General features: G+C 65.7%; 17 protein-coding genes. 12 read left to right on the top strand and 5 right to left on the bottom strand.

Annotated elements, in window-relative coordinates; all coding sequences use genetic code 11:
- Nucleotides 1-8: 8 nt before the first annotated feature.
- Together ACQ5BL_RS15510 and ACQ5BL_RS15505 are read right to left on the bottom strand one after the other, a co-directional pair.
- Nucleotides 9-776, bottom strand: coding sequence for a heme ABC transporter ATP-binding protein (locus ACQ5BL_RS15510; RefSeq protein ID WP_243804652.1), 768 nt, complete (start codon nt 774-776; stop codon nt 9-11).
- Nucleotides 776-1759 carry a FecCD family ABC transporter permease gene (locus ACQ5BL_RS15505; RefSeq protein WP_243804676.1) on the bottom strand — a complete coding sequence of 328 codons (984 nt, stop codon included), beginning with the start codon at nt 1757-1759 and terminating at the stop codon, nt 776-778. The genes ACQ5BL_RS15510 and ACQ5BL_RS15505 overlap by 1 nt, the downstream gene beginning before the upstream one ends.
- A 434-nt stretch (nt 1760-2193) precedes the next feature.
- Here ACQ5BL_RS15505 and ACQ5BL_RS15500 point away from each other — a divergent pair, with 434 nt between their 5' ends.
- Complete coding sequence (locus ACQ5BL_RS15500; RefSeq protein WP_207882794.1) at nt 2194-2523, top strand: Rieske (2Fe-2S) protein; 330 nt, start codon at nt 2194-2196, stop codon at nt 2521-2523.
- A 115-nt stretch (nt 2524-2638) separates the two neighbouring features.
- Here the strand turns inward: ACQ5BL_RS15500 and sfsA are convergent, their stop codons facing one another.
- A complete protein-coding gene (gene sfsA, locus ACQ5BL_RS15495) occupies nt 2639-3346 on the bottom strand; it encodes a DNA/RNA nuclease SfsA (protein ID WP_243804649.1) in 708 nt (235 codons plus the stop codon).
- Nucleotides 3346-4518 (bottom strand): pyridoxal phosphate-dependent aminotransferase, encoded by a 1173-nt coding sequence (locus tag ACQ5BL_RS15490; protein ID WP_243804648.1) that lies wholly within the window; start codon nt 4516-4518, stop codon nt 3346-3348. The genes sfsA and ACQ5BL_RS15490 overlap by 1 nt, the downstream gene beginning before the upstream one ends.
- Nucleotides 4519-4850: 332 nt before the next feature.
- Here ACQ5BL_RS15490 and dksA point away from each other — a divergent pair, with 332 nt between their 5' ends.
- The 11 genes from dksA (at nt 4851) to pgi (ending at nt 17612) form a co-directional block, all read left to right on the top strand.
- The gene (gene dksA / locus ACQ5BL_RS15485; protein WP_015478905.1) at nt 4851-5294 is read left to right on the top strand and encodes an RNA polymerase-binding protein DksA; all 444 of its coding nucleotides are present in this window, start codon (nt 4851-4853) and stop codon (nt 5292-5294) included.
- 82 nt (nt 5295-5376) lie between these two features.
- Nucleotides 5377-6264 carry a tRNA glutamyl-Q(34) synthetase GluQRS gene (gene gluQRS / locus ACQ5BL_RS15480; protein ID WP_243804646.1) on the top strand — a complete coding sequence of 296 codons (888 nt, stop codon included), beginning with the start codon at nt 5377-5379 and terminating at the stop codon, nt 6262-6264.
- 84 nt (nt 6265-6348) lie between these two features.
- Entirely contained in the window at nt 6349-6525 is a 177-nt protein-coding gene (locus tag ACQ5BL_RS15475) for a hypothetical protein (protein ID WP_015478907.1), read from the top strand.
- A complete protein-coding gene (locus tag ACQ5BL_RS15470) occupies nt 6509-9460 on the top strand; it encodes a sensor histidine kinase (RefSeq protein ID WP_207882786.1) in 2952 nt (983 codons plus the stop codon). Before ACQ5BL_RS15475 ends, ACQ5BL_RS15470 begins: the two co-directional genes overlap by 17 nt.
- 26 nt (nt 9461-9486) lie before the next feature.
- Nucleotides 9487-10923, top strand: coding sequence for a sigma-54-dependent transcriptional regulator (locus tag ACQ5BL_RS15465; protein WP_207882784.1), 1437 nt, complete (start codon nt 9487-9489; stop codon nt 10921-10923).
- A gap of 758 nt (nt 10924-11681) precedes the next feature.
- Nucleotides 11682-13091 carry a polynucleotide adenylyltransferase PcnB gene (locus ACQ5BL_RS15460; protein ID WP_207882782.1) on the top strand — a complete coding sequence of 470 codons (1410 nt, stop codon included), beginning with the start codon at nt 11682-11684 and terminating at the stop codon, nt 13089-13091.
- The gene (folK, locus tag ACQ5BL_RS15455) at nt 13088-13573 is read left to right on the top strand and encodes a 2-amino-4-hydroxy-6-hydroxymethyldihydropteridine diphosphokinase (RefSeq protein WP_243804645.1); all 486 of its coding nucleotides are present in this window, start codon (nt 13088-13090) and stop codon (nt 13571-13573) included. Before ACQ5BL_RS15460 ends, folK begins: the two co-directional genes overlap by 4 nt.
- A gap of 139 nt (nt 13574-13712) precedes the next feature.
- Complete coding sequence (panB, locus tag ACQ5BL_RS15450; RefSeq protein WP_207882779.1) at nt 13713-14510, top strand: 3-methyl-2-oxobutanoate hydroxymethyltransferase; 798 nt, start codon at nt 13713-13715, stop codon at nt 14508-14510.
- Complete coding sequence (panC, locus tag ACQ5BL_RS15445) at nt 14510-15361, top strand: pantoate--beta-alanine ligase (RefSeq protein ID WP_243804643.1); 852 nt, start codon at nt 14510-14512, stop codon at nt 15359-15361. Before panB ends, panC begins: the two co-directional genes overlap by 1 nt.
- A 120-nt stretch (nt 15362-15481) precedes the next feature.
- Entirely contained in the window at nt 15482-15862 is a 381-nt protein-coding gene (panD, locus tag ACQ5BL_RS15440; protein WP_045216800.1) for an aspartate 1-decarboxylase, read from the top strand.
- Between the two features lie 85 nt (nt 15863-15947).
- Nucleotides 15948-17612, top strand: a complete 1665-nt coding sequence (gene pgi, locus ACQ5BL_RS15435) for a glucose-6-phosphate isomerase (protein ID WP_207882775.1) — start codon at nt 15948-15950, stop codon at nt 17610-17612.
- A gap of 42 nt (nt 17613-17654) precedes the next feature.
- On the opposite strand, the gene ACQ5BL_RS15430 is transcribed toward pgi, so the two are convergent.
- Nucleotides 17655-18629, bottom strand: coding sequence for a GlxA family transcriptional regulator (locus ACQ5BL_RS15430; protein ID WP_243804641.1), 975 nt, complete (start codon nt 18627-18629; stop codon nt 17655-17657).
- Nucleotides 18630-18642 lie beyond the last annotated feature (13 nt).

Here is an 18642-nt window from a genome sequence, read left to right as displayed (position 1 = left end):
AGCTCCATTCAGCGGGCGATGATCAGCGGATGGCCGCGCTCGGGATGGCGCTGGACCAGCACGTCCAACCCGAACACCGCGCGCAACGGCTCTGCGCGCAGCACCTCCTCGGGCGTTCCCTGCAGTTGCGGCCGCCCCTGATGCAGTAACAGCAGGCGATCACAGTAACGCGCGGCCAGGTTCAGATCATGCAGGATCACCAGCACCGCCGCGCCGCGATTGGCGAACTCGCGCACCGCGTGCAGCGTGGTGTGCTGATGCAGCGGATCGAGCGCCGAGGTGGGCTCGTCCAGCAGCAGGACCTGCTCCGCCCCGCCCGGCCAGAGCTGCGCCAGCACGCGCGCCAGGTGCACACGCTGGCGTTCTCCCCCGGAGAGCGCCAGGTAGCTGCGTCCGGCCAGATGGGCGGCATCCGCGGCCTCCAGTGCCGCTGCCACGATTTCGCCATCGCGCTGGCGGCCGCTGTCGTGGGGCAGGCGCCCGAAGCCGACCACCGCTTCGACGGTGAACGCGAAATTCAGCGTCGACGACTGCGGCAACACCGCCAGCCGGCGCGCCCGATCAGTACCTCGCCATGCAGACAGCGGACGCCCATCGAGGCTCACCGCACCAGCGGACAGCGGCAGATCGCCATTGAGAGCCCCCAGTAAGGTGCTCTTGCCGGCGCCATTGGGGCCCAGTACGCCCAGCACTTCACCCGGCCGCAAGGCCAGGCTCACGCCCTGCAGGACAGTCTGCGCACCACGCTTCACCAGCAGGCTTTCCGCCGTCAGCATCAGGAGCGCCCCCTTATCAGCAGGTAAAGGAAGAACGGCGCACCGATCAACGCGGTGACGATACCGATCGGCAGCTCCGCCGGCGCCAGCGCCAACCGCGCCACCAGATCGGCGAGCAACAACAGGATGGCACCGCCAAAGATCGAAGCCGGTAGCAGCACCCGGTGATCGGGCCCGACGATCAGGCGCAACAGGTGCGGCACCACCAGGCCGATGAAACCGATCATGCCGGCCGCCGCCACCGCCGCGCCAACGCCCAGTGCCGTGCAAAGGATCAGCTCGACCTTCAGGCGTTCGACGTCGAAGCCCAGATGGCGCGCCTCCGACTCGCCGAGCAGCAGCGCATTGAGCGCATCCACCCGGCGCGGTAGCCAGCAGGCCACCGGCAGCGTGATCAGCAGCAACGGCCACAGCCGGGGATAGCTGGCACCGTTCAGGCTGCCGAGGTTCCAGAAGGTCAGTGAACGCAGCGTGGCGTCATCGGCCAGGTAGGTGAACAGGCCGATCAACGCTCCCGCCAACGCGGTGAGCGCAACGCCTGCGAGGAGCATGGTGGCCACGTTGGTCTGCCCGTTGTGCCGCCCCAGGCGATAGACCAGCGCCGTCACCAGCAGGCCGCCGGCGAAAGCGCAGACGGAGAGCAGGTAGGGAGCGAAGGCTTCCGGCAACCCGCCGATGGACGCACCGAAGACGATGGCGATCGCCGCGCCCAGTGCCGCACCGCTGGAAACGCCGATCAGGCCGGGATCGGCCAGCGGATTGCGGAACAGCCCCTGCATCGCCACGCCGGCCAGCGCCAGCACCCCGCCGGCGGCAACGCCCAGCAGGGTACGCGGCAGACGAATCTGGCCGACGATCAACTCGGCCTGGCCCGACTCGCCAGCGGCCACCGGCAGCCCAACCAGGCGCGCCAGTGCCCGCAGCGTATCGCCCAGGGGCAGGCTCACCGGCCCGAGGGCCAGCGACAGCCAGACAACCAGCAGCAGGAGAAAACCGAGTAGTAGGAACAGCGGTCGAGCAGCAACGATCCGAGTCAAGGACGACCTTCCGGGTTCAGGGCCTGCGCGGAAGGATAAAAGGCGCGGGCGAGACTGGCCAATCCATCAACGATGATTCCGCCTGAGGTATTATGTCGCCCCGCGATGGCGTCGGCAGCGAAGTGCTCCGGCCATGGCTGCGCCCCTGGCACAACATCGACGAAACCATTCTCCCCTGCACGTCTGGCGACTGCGCCTCGCTGGCCCGAGCGGCGGGCGACGAGCATTTCCGACGCCCCGCTCCGACTAAAGCCCTACCTGGGGTCCACTTGCCCTGTCATGGCCAACCGGACCGCCCCCTCTTCTGCACACGGACGTGCACCCTCTTCCGGTCCCGCCATCCGCGCACGGATAATGCCCGCCCTGGATGGAGAACCCGGATGATCCTGCTCTGCTCCCCGCATGAACTGGCCGAAGGCCAGAGCCGGGGCTTCAAGGCCGCCGGCCTGAACCTTTTCGTGGTGCGCCGCCAAGGCCGCGCCTACGCTTATCGCAACCATTGCCCGCACCGGGAAATCCCGCTGGGCTACGACGCGGAGAACTTTCTCGATGCCAGCGGCCGCCTGTTGCAGTGCGGCCACCATGGGGCGTTGTTCCTGATCGAGACCGGCGAATGCATCCAGGGACCATGCCTCGGGGATGTGCTGGAGGCCCTGCCCTGCCATGAGGATGAGCAGGGCATCTGGCTGGATGAGCTGGACGAGGCCTAGCGCGGAAGCCGTGCCTGGGCCGGTTCGCGAGCAAGCTCGCTCCTACGAAGAGCAGCACAGCGCAGACCTGTAGGAGCGAGCTTGCTCGCGAACAATCCCCGCAGCGAAATCCGGGCTACAACAACACCTTCAACGGCCGCTCCAGGCAAATCTCCTGCGTATCGATCCGTGCCCCATAGGCCAGCACTTCCACCCCGGCGTTACGCGCCTCCGCCAACGACGCGGCGTAGACCGGGTCGATCTCCGCCGCCGGGCGCACCGCCTCGATGCCGGACAGGTTCACCGCGTACAACAGCACTGCACGCATGCTCTCGCGAGCGTGCGCCGCCAGCTCGCGCAGATGCTTGGCGCCACGCAGGGTAACGGCATCCGGGAAAGCGGCGACTGCGGTGCCGTCAAAGCCCAGCGTCACGCTCTTCACCTCCACATACACCGGCTTGCCGGCATACATCAGCCGGAAGTCGGCACGGCTGTTTTCCTGCCCATAGGCCACTTCTCGGCGCAGTTCATCGAAGCCTGCGAGTTCGGTCACGACACCAGCGAGCAACGCCTCCTCCACCAATCGATTGGCACGCCCGGTATTCACGCAGGCCAGCCGCCCTTGCGGGGTTTCCGCCAGCTCCCAGGTGCCCGGCAGCTTGCGCTTGGGGTCATTCGAGCGACTGAACCAGACCCGGCATCCTTCGCTCATGCAATTGAGCATCGAACCGGTGTTCGGACAATGGATGGTCAGGCGTTCGCCACTGGCGGTCTCGATGTCCGCCAGGAAGCGCTTGTAGCGTTTGATCAGGCGCGCCTCGATCAGTGCCGGCTCGAAACGCATCAGGGACGCCAGCTCTTCAGGCCACGGGCGATCCGTTCAACGGCCTGCTGCAGGCGTTCGACGCTCTGGGTGTAGGCAAAGCGCACATGGTGCGAGGCCTGGTAGCGGCCGAAGTCCACGCCGGGGGTGAAGGCAACGTGCTCGGTTTCGATGAAGTGCTGGCAGAACGCGTAGGCGTCGCCGCCAAAGGCACTGATGTCCGCATAAAGGTAGAAGGCGCCTTCGGGTTCCACTGCGATGCCGAAGCCCAGTTCGCGCAGCGCCGGCAGCAGGTAGTCGCGACGGCGGGCGAACTCGGCACGGCGCGCCTCGAAGATCGCCATGGTTTCCGGCTGGAAGCAGGCCAGCGCGGCATGCTGGGCCATGCTCGGCGCACTGATGTAGAGGTTCTGCGCCAGCTTCTCCAGCTCGCCGACCGCATCAATGGGCGCCACCAGCCAGCCCAGGCGCCAGCCGGTCATGCCGAAATACTTGGAGAAGCTGTTGAGGACGAAGGCGTCGTCATCCACTTCCAGCACGCTGGTGGCGTCGGTGCCATAGGTCAGGCCATGGTAGATCTCGTCGACCACCAGGTGGCCGCCACGCGCCTTCAGCGTGGCCGAAAGCGCAGCCAGTTCATCGCGATGCAACACCGTGCCCGTAGGATTCGCCGGCGATGCCGCAAGAGCGCCTACACTGTCATGATCCCAGTGCCGCTCGATGAGGTCGGGCGTGAGCTGGTAGCGGCTCTCCGGCCCCACGGGCACCAGCTGCGCGGCGCCTTCCACCAGGCGCAGGAAGTGGCGATTGCACGGATAGCCCGGATCAGCCAGCAGCCAGTGCTTGCCCGGGTCCACCAGCAGGCTGCTGGCGAGTAGCAGCGCACCGGAGCCGCCGGGTGTGATGAGGATGCGCTGCGGGTCGATCGACAGCCGATAGCGCTCGGCGTAGAAGCCGGCAATGGCCTCGCGCAGCGCCGGTATGCCGCGCGCCGCGGTGTAGCGGGTGTGCCCATTGGCCAGCGCGGCCTGGCCGGCGGCAATGATCGGTGCGGCGGTGGTGAAATCCGGCTCGCCGATTTCCAGGTGAATGACGTCGTGGCCCGCGGCCTGCAACTCGTTGGCGCGCGCCAGCAGCGCCATGACGTGGAAGGGCTCGATGGCGCGACTGCGTGCACTGTAGGAAGTAGCCATAGGTTTTCCGAACTTTACGACAAGGCGAGGATTCTAACAGGCCACCGAGCGACACAGGTGGACCACCGAATACCGGCGGCCTTACCTGGAAAATGCACGATCTACCAGCAAAAGCGGAGGATCGTGCAGAGGTTTGCAAAAAACTCGACAACAGCGTCCATCGAGTCGGCGACCAGGTCGCCAGGTCATGTGCGGGAACTTGCAGGCTCGACAACCGGGAGTAGCGTCCCGGGAATCGTTCTGGTAAGTTCGCCCGCTTGCGAGCGCGGGGCCGGCAGTGCCGGAGAAGGACCATCCGCGAGAGGATTAGCGAGAGTGAGAGGCGGTCATCCATGCCCACCAAAGCAAAACAACAGAGCAGCCAACTGATTCGTGGCTTCGAGCCCTACCAGGAAACCAAGGGCGAGGAGTACATGAGCGATCGCATGCGCGCGCACTTCACCTCCATCCTCAACAAGTGGAAAGTTGAGCTGATGGAAGAAGTGGACCGCACCGTGCATCACATGCAGGACGAAGCGGCGAACTTCCCGGATCCGGCCGACCGTGCCAGCCAGGAAGAAGAGTTCAGCCTCGAGCTGCGTGCCCGCGACCGCGAGCGCAAGCTGATCAAGAAGATCGACGAGACCCTGCAGCTGATCGAAGACAACGATTACGGCTGGTGCGACTCCTGCGGCGTCGAGATCGGCATCCGCCGTCTGGAAGCCCGCCCCACCGCCACCCTGTGCATCGACTGCAAGACCCTGGCGGAAATCAAGGAAAAGCAGCTGGGCTCCTGAGCCTGGTTGATCCCGAACGGGGCGCTGCGGCGCCCCGTTTCGTTTCTGCGCCCCGCTCCTAATAGAAAGCCAAAGAGACGCCATGCCCGCCTCCCGCTACGTCGGACGCTTCGCCCCCACGCCCAGCGGCTACCTGCACTTCGGTTCACTGGTGGCTGCGGTGGCCTCCTATCTGGATGCGCGCGCAGTGGGCGGCACCTGGCTGGTGCGCATGGAAGACCTCGACCCACCACGGGAGATGCCGGGGGCCCAGGCAGCGATCCTGGAAACGCTCGAACGCTACGGCTTCGAATGGGACGGCCCGGTGGAGCGCCAGAGCGAGCGTGGCGGCGCCTACGCCGCACAGGTCGAGCAATGGCTGCGCAGCGGCCTGGCTTACGCCTGCACCTGTTCACGCAAGCAGCTCGAAGGCACCCATGGCATCTACCCGGGCACCTGCCGCGATGCACAGCATGACTGGCATGGCGACGTCGCCATCCGCATCCGCGTGCCAGAGCTGGAGTACCGATTCACTGACCGCCTGCAGGGCGAGTTTCGCCAGCACCTGGGCCGCGAGGTGGGCGACTTCATCATCCGCCGCCGCGACGGGCTGTTCGCCTACCAGCTGGCGGTGGTGCTGGACGATGCCTGGCAGGGTGTTACCGATATCGTCCGCGGCGCCGACCTGCTGGACAACACGCCGCGCCAGCTCTACCTGCAGGAACTGCTCGGCATTGCCGCGCCGCGTTACCTGCACGTGCCGCTGATCGTCCAGCCTGACGGCAACAAGCTGGGCAAGTCCTACCGCTCGCCACCGCTGGAGGCCGAGCAGGCCGCCCCGCTGCTGGTACGCGCACTCAAGGCGCTGGGCCAGAATCCGCCCACAGACCTGCTCATGGCCGCGCCGCGCGAGGTGCTCGCCTGGGGCATCGCGCACTGGGATGCCAACGCCATCCCCCACAGCCTGACACTGGAAGACGCGCAGCTCTAGACTGGTAACTGTCCCCAGTGGCAGCCGGCTTGCCGGCGACTGTGCGCGCAGGTAGCCTGCCCGCCGAACAAAGAGAGAGACGACATGTACATCTACCGACTGGTGTTGCTCCTGGTCGTGGGCATCTACCTGTTCTCGCCGGCCATCATGGACTGGTGGATAGATCCCCACGGAGCCTGGTATCGCCCGTATCTGCTGTGGCTGATCCTGATCGTCGTCACCTTCATCCTGCAGAGCCAGCGCGATGCTGACGAGCTTTAGCCTTACCCAGCTGATCCTGATCAGCGCCTCCTACCTGATGGTTCTCTTCGGCGTCGCCTGGATCACCGAGCGTGGTTTCGTGCCGCGCCGGCTGGTGCGCCATCCGCTGATCTACACCCTGTCGCTGGGCGTGTACGCCAGTGCCTGGGCCTTCTATGGCACGGTCGGGCTGGCCTACCAGTACGGCTACGGCTTCCTGGCGATCTACCTGGGCGTCTCCGGCGCCTTCCTGCTGGCGCCGGTGCTGCTCTACCCGATCCTGCGCATCACCCGCGCCTACCAGCTGTCATCGCTGGCCGACCTGTTCGCCTTCCGCTTCCGCAGCACCTGGGCCGGCGCGCTGACCACGGTGTTCATGCTGATCGGCGTGCTGCCGATGCTGGCGTTGCAGATCCAGGCGGTAACCGACTCGATCAGCATCCTCACCCGCGAGTCCGAGCCCAACCGCGCGGCGCTGGCCTTCTGCGCGCTGATCACCCTGTTCGCCATCCTCTTCGGCGCGCGCCACATCGCCACCCGCGAGCGCCACGAAGGGCTGGTGATGGCAATCGCCTTCGAGTCGCTGGTGAAGCTGATCGCCCTCTGCGCCATCGGCCTGTTCGCCCTCTATGGCGTATTCGGCGGACCAGACGGCCTGGAGGTCTGGCTGCTGCAGAACCAGGAAGCGCTGAGCACCCTGCACACCCCGCTGGCCGAAGGACCGTGGCGCACCCTGCTGCTGGTGTTCTTCGCCGCGGCCATCGTGATGCCGCACATGTTCCACATGACCTTCACCGAGAACCTCAACCCGCGTGCGCTGCTCAGCGCCAGCTGGGGCCTGCCGCTGTTCCTGCTGCCGATGAGCCTGGCGGTGCCGCCGATCCTCTGGGCCGGCCTGCACCTGGGCGCCTCGACCAACCCGGAATACTTCACCCTGGGCCTGGGCATCTCGGTGGACAGCCCGGCCCTGGCGCTGACCGCCTTCGTCGGCGGCATCTCCGCCGCCAGCGGCCTGATCATCGTGATGACCCTGGCACTCTCGGGCATGGTGCTCAACCACCTGGTGCTGCCGCTCTACCAGCCGCCGGCCGAGGGCAACATCTACCGCTGGCTGAAGTGGACCCGCCGCGCGCTGATCGCCGCGATCATCATGGCCGGCTATGCCTTCTACCTGCTGCTGGGCGCCGAGCAGGACCTGTCCAACCTGGGCATCGTCTCGTTCGTCGCCACCCTGCAGTTCCTCCCCGGCGCGCTGGCCGTGCTCTACTGGCCGACCGCCAACCGCCGCGGCTTCATCGCCGGTCTCGTGGGGGGCATGCTGGTCTGGGGACTGACCATGCTCACCCCGCTGGTCGCGAACATGCAGAGCATCTACCTGCCGCTGTTCGATTCGCTCTACGTCCTCGACGACACCACCTGGCACCTCGCGGCGCTGGCCTCGCTGGCGGCCAACGTACTGGTGTTCACCCTGGTCTCGCTGTTCACCGAAGCCAGCGATGAAGAGAAAGGCGCTGCCGAAGCCTGCGCCGTGGACAACGTCCGCCGCCCGCAGCGCCGCGAACTGATTGCCGTCTCCCCGCAGGAGTTCGCCAGCCAGCTGGCCAAGCCGCTGGGCGCCAAGACCGCCCAGCGCGAAGTGGAACAGGCCCTGCGCGACCTGCACCTGCCCTTCGACGAACGCCGCCCCTATGCCCTGCGCCGACTGCGTGACCGCATCGAAGCCAACCTCTCCGGCCTGATGGGCCCAAGCGTGGCGCAGGACATGGTGGAAACCTTCCTGCCCTACAAGGCCAGCAGCGAGAGCTACGTCACCGAGGACATCCACTTCATCGAGAGCCGCCTGGAGGACTACCACTCCCGGCTCACCGGCCTTGCCGCCGAACTGGACACCCTGCGCCGCTACCACCGCCAGACCCTGCAGGACCTGCCGATGGGCGTGTGCTCGCTGGCCAAGGACCAGGAAATCCTCATGTGGAACCGCGCCATCGAGGACCTCACCGGGGTCAGCGCGCAACGCGTGGTCGGCTCGCGCCTGGCCGCCCTGCCCGAGCCCTGGAAGGGCCTGCTGGAAGGCTTCATCGATGCGCCGGACGAACACCTGCACAAGCAGCGGCTGTCCATCGAAGGCCAGACCCGCTGGCTGAACCTGCACAAGGCGGCGATCGAGGAACCCCTGGCGCCGGGTAACAGTGGTCTGGTGCTGCTGGTGGAAGACCTCACCGAAACCCAGTCCCTGGAAGACAAGCTGATCCACTCCGAACGCCTGGCCTCCATCGGTCGCCTGGCGGCGGGCGTCGCCCACGAGATCGGCAACCCGATCACCGGTATCGCCTGCCTGGCGCAGAACCTGCGCGAAGAGCGCGAGGGCGACAGCGAACTGACCGAGATCAGCGGCCAGATCCTGGAACAGACCAAGCGCGTGTCGCGCATCGTGCAATCGCTGATGAGCTTCGCTCACGCCGGCGGCAAGCAGGTGGCGGCCGAGCCGGTGTGCCTGGCCGACGTCGCCCAGGAGGCCATCGGCCTGCTGTCGCTGAACAAGCGCAGCGTCGACGTGCAGTTCTTCAACCTGTGCGACCCGGCGCACTGGGTCGAGGGCGACTCCCAGCGCCTGGCCCAGGTGCTGATCAACCTGCTCTCCAACGCCCGCGACGCCTCGCCGCCCAACGGCGCGATCCGCGTGCGCACCGAGGCGTCGGAGCAGACCATCGACCTGATCGTCGAGGACGAAGGCAGCGGAATTCCCAAGTCCATCATCGAGCGCCTGTTCGAGCCCTTCTTCACCACCAAGGACCCCGGCAAGGGGACCGGCCTGGGCCTCGCACTGGTCTATTCGATCGTGGAAGAGCATTATGGGCAAATCACCATAGACAGCCCGGCTGACCCCGAACGCGAATGCGGCACCCGCATCAGCGTCACTTTGCCGCGGCATCCTGGCCCGACGGCCGAGCAGTAAACGAGCACGTCGAGAGAGCTGAATACATGGCACATATCCTCATCGTCGAAGACGAAACCATCATCCGTTCCGCCCTGCGACGGCTGCTCGAGCGGAACCAGTACCAGGTCAGCGAAGCTGGCTCGGTGCAGGAGGCCCAGGAGCGTTACAGCATCCCGACGTTCGACATGATCGTCAGCGACCTGCGCCTGCCGGGCGCGCCGGGTACCGAACTGATCAAGCTGGCCCAGGGCACCCCGGTGCTGATCATGACCAGCTACGCCAGCCTGCGTTCGGCGGTGGATTCGATGAAAATGGGCGCGGTGGACTACATCGCCAAGCCCTTCGACCACGACGAAATGCTCCAGGCCGTGGCACGCATCCTCAAGGACCGCCAGGAGAACCGTAACGCCCCGGTCGAAGCTCGCGGTAACGCCAAGGCCGCCGAACGCAGCAGCGGTAACACCGCCCCGGCGGACGGCGAGATCGGCATCATCGGCTCCTGCCCGCCCATGCAGGAGCTGTACACCAAGATCCGCAAGGTCGCGCCCACCGATTCCAACGTGCTGATCCAGGGTGAATCCGGTACCGGCAAGGAACTGGTTGCCCGCGCCCTGCACAACCTGTCCAAGCGCACCAAGGCGCCGCTGATCTCGGTGAACTGCGCCGCGATCCCGGAAACCCTGATCGAGTCCGAACTGTTCGGCCACGAGAAGGGCGCGTTCACCGGCGCCAGTGCCGGCCGTGCAGGCCTTGTGGAGGCCGCTGACGGCGGCACCCTGTTCCTCGACGAGATCGGCGAGCTGCCGCTGGAAGCCCAGGCGCGCCTGCTGCGCGTGCTGCAGGAAGGCGAGATCCGCCGGGTCGGCTCGGTGCAATCGCAGAAAGTGGACGTGCGCCTGATCGCCGCGACCCACCGCGACCTGAAGATGCTGGCCAAGACCGGCCAGTTCCGTGAAGACCTTTATTACCGCCTGCACGTCATCTCGCTGAAACTGCCGCCGCTGCGCGAGCGCGGTGCGGACGTGATGGAGATCGCGCGCGCCTTCCTGGCGCGGCAGTGCTCGCAGATGGGGCGTCCGGCGCTGAGCTTCTCCCACGAGGCCGAACAAGCCATCCGCCACTACCCGTGGCCGGGTAACGTGCGCGAACTGGAGAACGCCATCGAGCGCGCGGTGATCCTCAGCGAAGGCCTGGAGATTCCCGCCGACCTGCTGGGCATCGACATCGAGCTGGACGATCTGGAAGACGACTTCGTCGAAGAGATGGAAGCGCGTCCGACCAACGGCAACACCAGCAACCACGAGCCCACCGAGGATCTGTCGCTGGAAGACTACTTCCAGCACTTCGTCCTTGAGCACCAGGATCACATGACCGAAACCGAACTGGCCCGCAAGCTGGGTATCAGCCGCAAATGCCTGTGGGAACGCCGCCAGCGCCTGGGCATCCCGCGCCGCAAATCCGGTGCCTCGGCTGACTCGTAGGACGTTTCACACTGTTACCGGAGACATGCTCCGTAACAAAAGCCGGGTTCATCGGTAACGGAAACCCGGCTTTTTTGTGCCTGCCGCCCAGGGGGCACTCCTCGCAAACCCTTGAAAAATAAGGATTTGCAAAAGTTGGCACGGCATCTGCTTTGTTATTGGCACAACAACAATAACAAGCACGACAACTCAAAATAAGAACAAGACGAAACGACTCCAGCACAACAAAAACAAAATCGCGGAGGCGCAGCTAACTGATTCTTTTGGAGAAGAGTAGCCGTCGGGACCAGTCCCGCAACCAGTCAGAGAAGAATAAAACTGCTTGAAGGCAGCACGAGGACTGGTTGGATCGCAAGATCATCGCTTACTCAGCGACCAAACAAATCCGTTTGCTATTGGATCCCCTCATGGGGAACATCCCCGAAGCAACTGGCTTCGAGGGACGGGTCAACAAACAAAAACAACAAGCCCGGCATCATAATAAAAACAAAGCACGCACCTATTTGGGGGGGAGCCTCGGCTCCCCCAGTAGCTTTCGCTACACCCTCTCCCCTTCTCCCCGCAAGTCCTTTTTCCTACTTTCCTTCATCATCCCACCCCACGATGCTAGAATCGCCGCGGCGCAGACGGCACCCGATTTGCTGCCATTTGTTTCCAGGCAGCAGAATACGCCCGGCATCCGCTCGAAAAGCCCAGGCTACAGGGCTGACCGGAGCCTGCGTTGGCTACCCCCACATTCACTCCCCGATAGTGCACACATGCTGAAAAAGCTGATCCAGTCCATCCGATCCCCACTGCGCCGTCCGCGCGCCGTCCGCACTACCCCGGAAGTCATTGGCAACCATCAGCATTCGCTGCGGCGGGATCAGTTCAGCAGGAACGCGGTGAATGTCGTGGAGCGCCTGACCAGGGCCGGCTACCAGGCCTACATCGTCGGTGGTGGCGTACGCGACCCGCTGCTGGGCATTGCGCCGAAGGACTTCGATGTCGCCACCAGCGCAACCCCCGAGCAGGTTCGCGCCGAGTTCCGCAACGCGCGGGTGATCGGCCGCCGCTTCAAGCTGGTCCACGTCCACTTCGGCCGCGAGATCATCGAAGTCGCCACCTTCCGCGCCAACCATCCGCAGACCGATGACGACGCCGACAGCGCCCACGCCTCGCGCAACGAGGCCGGCCGCATCCTGCGCGACAACGTCTACGGCACCCTGGAAGACGACGCGCAGCGCCGCGACTTCACCATCAACGCCCTGTATTTCGATGTCACCGGCGAGCGCATCCTCGACTACGCCCATGGCGTGCATGACATCCGTAACCGCCTGGTGCGCCTGATCGGCGACCCGGAGCAGCGTTACCTCGAAGACCCGGTACGCATGCTGCGCGCCGTGCGTTTCGCCGCCAAGCTGGACTTCGAGATCGAGAAGCACAGCGCCGCGCCGATCCGCCGCCTGGCACACCTGCTCAACGAAATCCCGTCGGCACGTCTGTTCGACGAAGTGCTCAAGCTGTTCCTGAGCGGCAAGGCCGAACGCACCTTCGAGCTGCTCAACGAGTACGACCTGTTCGCCCCGCTGTTCCCGGCCAGCGCCAAGGCGCTGAAAGCCGACCCCGAATACGCCGGCAAGCTGATGCGCCAGGCCCTGGCCAACACCGACGAGCGCATCCGCATGGGCAAGCCGGTTACCCCGGCCTTCCTCTTCGCCGCGTTGCTCTGGCCTGCACTGCCCGCGCGTGCGCTGAAGCTGCAGGAGCGCGGCATGCCGCCGATCCCGGCGATGCAGGAAGCCGCCCACGAACTGATCATCGAGCAGTGCAAGCGCACCGCGGTGCCCAAGCGCTTCACCATCCCGATCCGCGAGATCTGGGACATGCAGGAGCGCCTGCCACGCCGCCAGGGCAAGAAGGCCGATCTGCTGCTGGAAAACCCGCGCTTCCGTGCTGGCTACGACTTCCTGCTGCTGCGCGAGAGCGCCGGCGAGGAAACCGGTGGCCTTGGCGACTGGTGGACCGACTACCAGGACGCCAGCGATGGCGAACGTCGCGGCATGATCCGCAACCTGGCCAGTCAGCAGGAAGAAGGCGGCGCCGCCCCGCGCAAACGCCGTCGCGGCGGCGCCAACCGTCGCCGTCGCGGCCCGCGTAACAGTGGCGAAGGCGCCGGTAACGAATGAGCGAACGCGTCTACATCGGGCTCGGCAGCAACCTGGCCGAGCCGCGCCAGCAACTCGAAGCGGCGCTGAACGCCCTGCGGCAGGTGCCAGCCACCACGCTCGCCAGTGTTTCCCCCCTCTACGCGAGCGACCCGCTGGGCCCGCCGGACCAACCGCGCTACGTCAATGCCGTGGCCGCGCTGGATACCGATCTGGAGCCACTGGCGCTGCTCGATGCCCTGCAGGCCATCGAGCTGGAGCAAGGCCGTGTGCGCAAGGACGAACGCTGGGGCCCGCGCACGCTGGACCTGGACATCCTGCTGTTCGGCGAGCGCCTGATCGACGAGCCGCGCCTCACCGTGCCGCACTACCACATGCACGCCCGCGCCTTCGTGCTCTACCCGCTGGCAGACCTCGCCCCGCAGCTGCAATTGCCCAATGGCCAAACGCTGTCCAACCTGCTCACCGCCTGTCCGTTCACCGGCCTGGAGCGGCTGTCCTGAGGCATCCTGCGCCCCAGGTGGGGTGCAGTGGCAGTAACGCCGTAACAGTCCGGTAACACCTGCAATTGACTTCGGTCCGCCCCATCCGGACTATAGGTGCCCGTTTGCCCCTGCCCGGCGCAGAACTGAGGACACTTTCATGCCTGATGTCACCCTGACCACCCTGCAAGGTCTCAAGCAAAGCGGCGAGAAGATCGCAATGCTGACCGCCTATGACGCCACGTTCGCGCACGTTGCCAGCCAGGCCGGTGCCGACGTGCTGCTGATCGGTGACTCCCTGGGCATGGTGCTGCAAGGACACGACAGCACGCTCCCGGTCACCATCCAGGACATGGCCTACCACACTGCCGCGGTGAAGCGCGGCAACAAGGGTTCGCTGATCCTCACCGACCTGCCGTTCGAATCGGGGACTTCCCTGGACCGCCTGCTGCGCGACTCGGTAACGGTCATGCAGGCCGGCGCGCACATGGTCAAGCTCGAAGGCGGCGCCTGGCTCTCCGAGCCGATCGTGCGACTTGCCCAGCTCGGCATCCCGGTGTGCGCGCACCTGGGTCTGACCCCGCAGTCGGTCAACCTGTTCGGCGGCTTCAAGGTCCAGGGCCGCCAGGAAAACCAGGCCCGCCAGCTGCGCGCCGACGCCATCGCCCTGGAACAGGCCGGTGCCGCCATGCTGCTGCTGGAATGCGTCCCCTCGGCACTGGCCCAGGAAATCAGCGAAGCGGTGAAGATCCCGGTCATTGGCATCGGCGCCGGTGCCGGCACCGACGGCCAGGTCCTGGTCATGCACGACATGCTCGGCCTGTCGCTGACCGGCCGCGCGCCGAAGTTCGTGAAGAACTTCATGGAGGGCCAGCCGGATATCGCTTCGGCCATGGTCGCCTACGTCAAGGCCGTGAAAGACGGCTCCTTCCCCGGCCCGGAACACGGATTCGCCTGATGAACACGGTAAAGACAGTCCGCGAGCTGCGCGCCGCGGTGGCTCGCGCACGCAGCGAGGGTAAGCGTATCGCGCTGGTCCCGACCATGGGCAACCTGCACGCCGGTCATGCCGCGCTGGTGACCAAGGCCGGCCAGCGCGCCGATTTCGTCGTCGCCAGCATCTTCGTCAACCCGTTGCAGTTCGGTCCCACCGAAGACCTGGACAAATACCCGCGCACCCTCGCCGCCGACCAGGAGAAGCTGCTGAATGCCGGCTGCCACCTGCTGTTCGCACCAACCGTCGAGGAGATGTATCCCGACGGCATGGATGGCCAGACCCGCCTGCACGTGACCGGCGTTTCCGAAGGCCTGTGCGGTGGCAGCCGTCCGGGCCACTTCGACGGTGTCGCCACCGTGGTGTGCAAGCTGTTCAACATGGTCCAGCCGGACATGGCGCTGTTCGGTGAAAAGGACTTCCAGCAGTTGGCGGTGATCCGCAAGCTGGTGCGCGACCTGAACCTGCCGATCCAGATCTTCGGCGAGCCCACCGTGCGTGCCGAGGACGGCCTGGCGCTGTCGTCCCGCAACGGCTACCTCACCGATGAGCAGCGCGCCGTTGCACCCGTCCTGCAGCGCACGCTGAAACAACTGGCCGAGCGCATCCGCCAGGGCGAACGCGATTTTCCCGCGCTGCTCGGCGAAGGGCAGCAGCAGATCGAGCAGGCCGGCCTGCGCATCAACTACCTGGAAATCCGCGAAGCCGCCGGGCTGCGTCCCGCCACGGCAGACGATCGTCAGCTGGTGATTCTGGTGGCAGCTTTCCTCGGTACCACTCGCCTGATCGACAATCTCGCCTTCCACATCGACTAATCCCCGCACGACTACCGAGAATTCGCCTCAAGGCCGCATCAGTCGCGGCCTTGAGCGATTTTCCGGTGCTCGGGCATACTCGCACCGCACTCCCACTCCCAGAAAAAGAGGAGCCACGCCATGCAGAGCATCATGCTCAAAGCCAAACTGCACCGCGCCGAAGTCACCCACGCCGTGCTCGACTATGAAGGCTCCTGCGCCATCGATGGCGAATGGCTCGATCTCGCGGGCATCCGCGAGTACGAACAGATCCAGATCTACAACGTCGACAACGGCGAACGCTTCACCACCTACGCCATCCGTGGCGAGGAAGGTTCGCGGATGATTTCGGTCAATGGCGCCGCCGCCCACAAGGCCAAGGTAGGTGACCGGGTGATCATCTGCGCGTACGCTCAGTTCAGCGATGCCGAGCTGGAAGGCTACAAGCCGCGCATGCTGTACATGGCGCCCGGCAATGAACTCAGCCACACCAGCAACGCCATCCCCGTTCAGCTCGCCTGACCCCAAAAAGCCCGGAACCACCGGGCTTCTTTCAAGGTCGAGAGCACAGGTTCAAACACGCACGTCACACCCCCGAAGGTACGTCATGGAACACCACCTCACTCCGCTGGATGCCACCCGACTGGCGAGCTGGCAGGCATTGGCCGCCCATCGCCAGGACATGCAGAGCTTCACCATGCGTGAGGCATTCGCCCAGGACCCTGAGCGTTTCAAGCGCTTCTCCCTCAGCGCCTGCGGCCTGTTCCTCGACTTCTCGAAGAACCTGATCCGCCAGGACACCCTCGAGCTGCTGGTGAAGCTCGCGGAAGAGGCCAGGCTGGGCGAGGCCATCCAGTCGATGTTCCGCGGTGACGTGATCAACGCGTCCGAGCGTCGTCCGGTGCTGCACACCGCGCTGCGCCGCCCCATCGGCGACAAGGTGCTGGTGGACGGCGTGGACGTGATGCCCGAGGTGCACCGCGTGCTGCACCAGATGACCGAACTGGTCAGCTACGTGCACAACGGTCTGTGGCGCGGTTATACCGAGAAGCCGATCACCGACGTGGTCAACATCGGCATCGGCGGCTCCTTCCTCGGCCCGCAGCTGGTTTCCGAGGCCCTGCTGCCGTTCGCCCAGAAAGGCGTGCGTTGCCACTACCTGGCGAACATCGACGGCAGCGAATTCCGCGAGCTGTCCAGCCGGCTGAATGCCGAAACCACGCTATTCATCGTCTCCTCCAAGTCCTTCAGCACCCTGGAGACCCTGAAGAACGCCCAGGCCGCCCGTGCCTGGTACCTGGCCCAGGGTGGTAACGAAGCCGAGCTGTACCGCCACTTCATCGCCGTCTCCAGCAACAAGGAAGCCGCGGTGGCCTTCGGCATCCGCGAAGAGAACATCTTCCCGATGTGGGACTGGGTCGGCGGCCGCTACTCGCTGTGGTCGGCCATCGGCCTGCCGATCGCCATGTCGGTGGGCATCAACAATTTCAAGGAACTGCTGTCCGGTGCCTACAACATGGACCAGCACTTCCTCACCGCGCCGTTCGAGCGCAACATCCCGGTGCTGCTGGGTCTGCTGGGCGTGTGGTACGGCGACTTCTGGGGTGCGCGCAGCCACGCGATCCTGCCGTACGACTACTACTTGCGCAACATCACCGACCACCTGCAGCAGCTGGACATGGAGTCCAACGGCAAGAGCGTGCGCCAGGACGGTACTCCGGTTTCCGCCGGCACCGGTCCGGTGATCTGGGGCGGCGTAGGCTGCAACGGCCAGCACGCCTACCACCAGCTGCTGCACCAGGGCACCCATCTGATTCCGGCGGACTTCATCGTCCCGGTATCCAGCTACAACCCGGTGGCCGACCATCACCAGTGGCTGTACGCCAACTGCCTGTCCCAGAGCCAGGCGCTGATGACCGGCAAGAGCCGCGCCGAAGCCGAGGCCGAGCTGCGCGCCAAGGGCCTGGACGAAGCGGAAGTGCAGCGCCTGGCGCCGCACAAGGTGATCCCGGGCAACCGCCCGAGCAACACCCTGGTGATGGAGCGCATCAGTGCCCGCCGCCTGGGCGCGCTGATCGCCATGTACGAGCACAAGGTCTACGTGCAGAGCATCCTCTGGGGCATCAACGCCTTCGACCAGTGGGGCGTGGAGCTGGGCAAGGAGCTGGGCAAGGCGATCTACGGCCGGCTGGTCGGCAGCGAGGAAAGCTGTGCGGAAGACGCCTCCACCCAGGGCCTGATCGACTTCTTCCGCGGTCGTCACCGCGGCTGATGGCGATACGGACGGATGCGCGCCTGCGCATCCGTTACCGCTCTACCGGCAGAAACGCTGCCGATACTCCCCGGGCGTCACGCCCAGCGCCTGCACGAAGGCGCGCCGCAGGTTGTACTCGTTGCCGAATCCCGTGTATTGCGCGACGCGCTTGAGCGATGGCTCACCACTTTCCAGCAACTGACTGGCCCGCTCCAGGCGTAGCTGCAACAGCAGTCTGGCCGGCGTCATGCCCATCTCAGCCTGGCAGTGCCGGTGCAGGGTGCGCGACGACATTGCCAGATACGCCGCCATCGCCTCCACGTCCACCGCCTGCGCCAGCCGTTGACGAAGCCAATCCACCAGTTGCGCCACCGGCCCACCCACCGGCGCTTGCTGTGCCAGCAGCTCCGCACTGAATTGTCGCTGTCCGCCGGGACGCCGCAGGTACATGACCAGTCCGCGGGCAACGCGCAGGGAAAGGGCGCGGCCATGGTCCTCCTCCACCAGGCTCAGGCAGAGGTCCATGCCGGCGGTCACGCCCGCGGAGCTGTAGAATTTGTCGTCACGCACGAACAGCGCGTCGGGCATGACCTGCAGACGAGGGAACAGCCGTTGCAGCAACTCGGCGTAACGCCAGTGGGTAACGACCGGCCGCCCCTCCAGCAAGCCGGCCTGCGCCACCAGGAAGGCGCCGGTGCACACCGAGGCGCAGCGCGCGGCGAAGGGGGCGGCCTGAACCAGCCAGCTCGCGATACCGCCCTGCTGCATCGCCGCCTGAACACCGTGGCCGCCAGCGACCAGCACGGTGCAGCCGGCCGCCTCTGCCGGCCCGGGTAGAGGTCGGGTGGCCAACTCAAGCCCGGTGCTGGAGCGAACCAGCCCGCCGGCCAGCGACAGCGCCTCCAGTCGATAAGCCGGCCGGGCGGAGGGAGGCAGATGCTCGTCGACCGACGCGAACACATCCGCCGGGCCGGTGGCATCCAGCAGCTGGAAGTCGGGAAAGACCAGCAGAAGTACGCGATGTGGAGCTTCCATCGGAGAGTCTCGT

The organism is Pseudomonas sp. B1-22 (assembly GCF_050474425.1).
Lineage (GTDB): Bacteria > Pseudomonadota > Gammaproteobacteria > Pseudomonadales > Pseudomonadaceae > Pseudomonas.
This window is presented reverse-complemented; position numbering and strand designations above follow the sequence as displayed.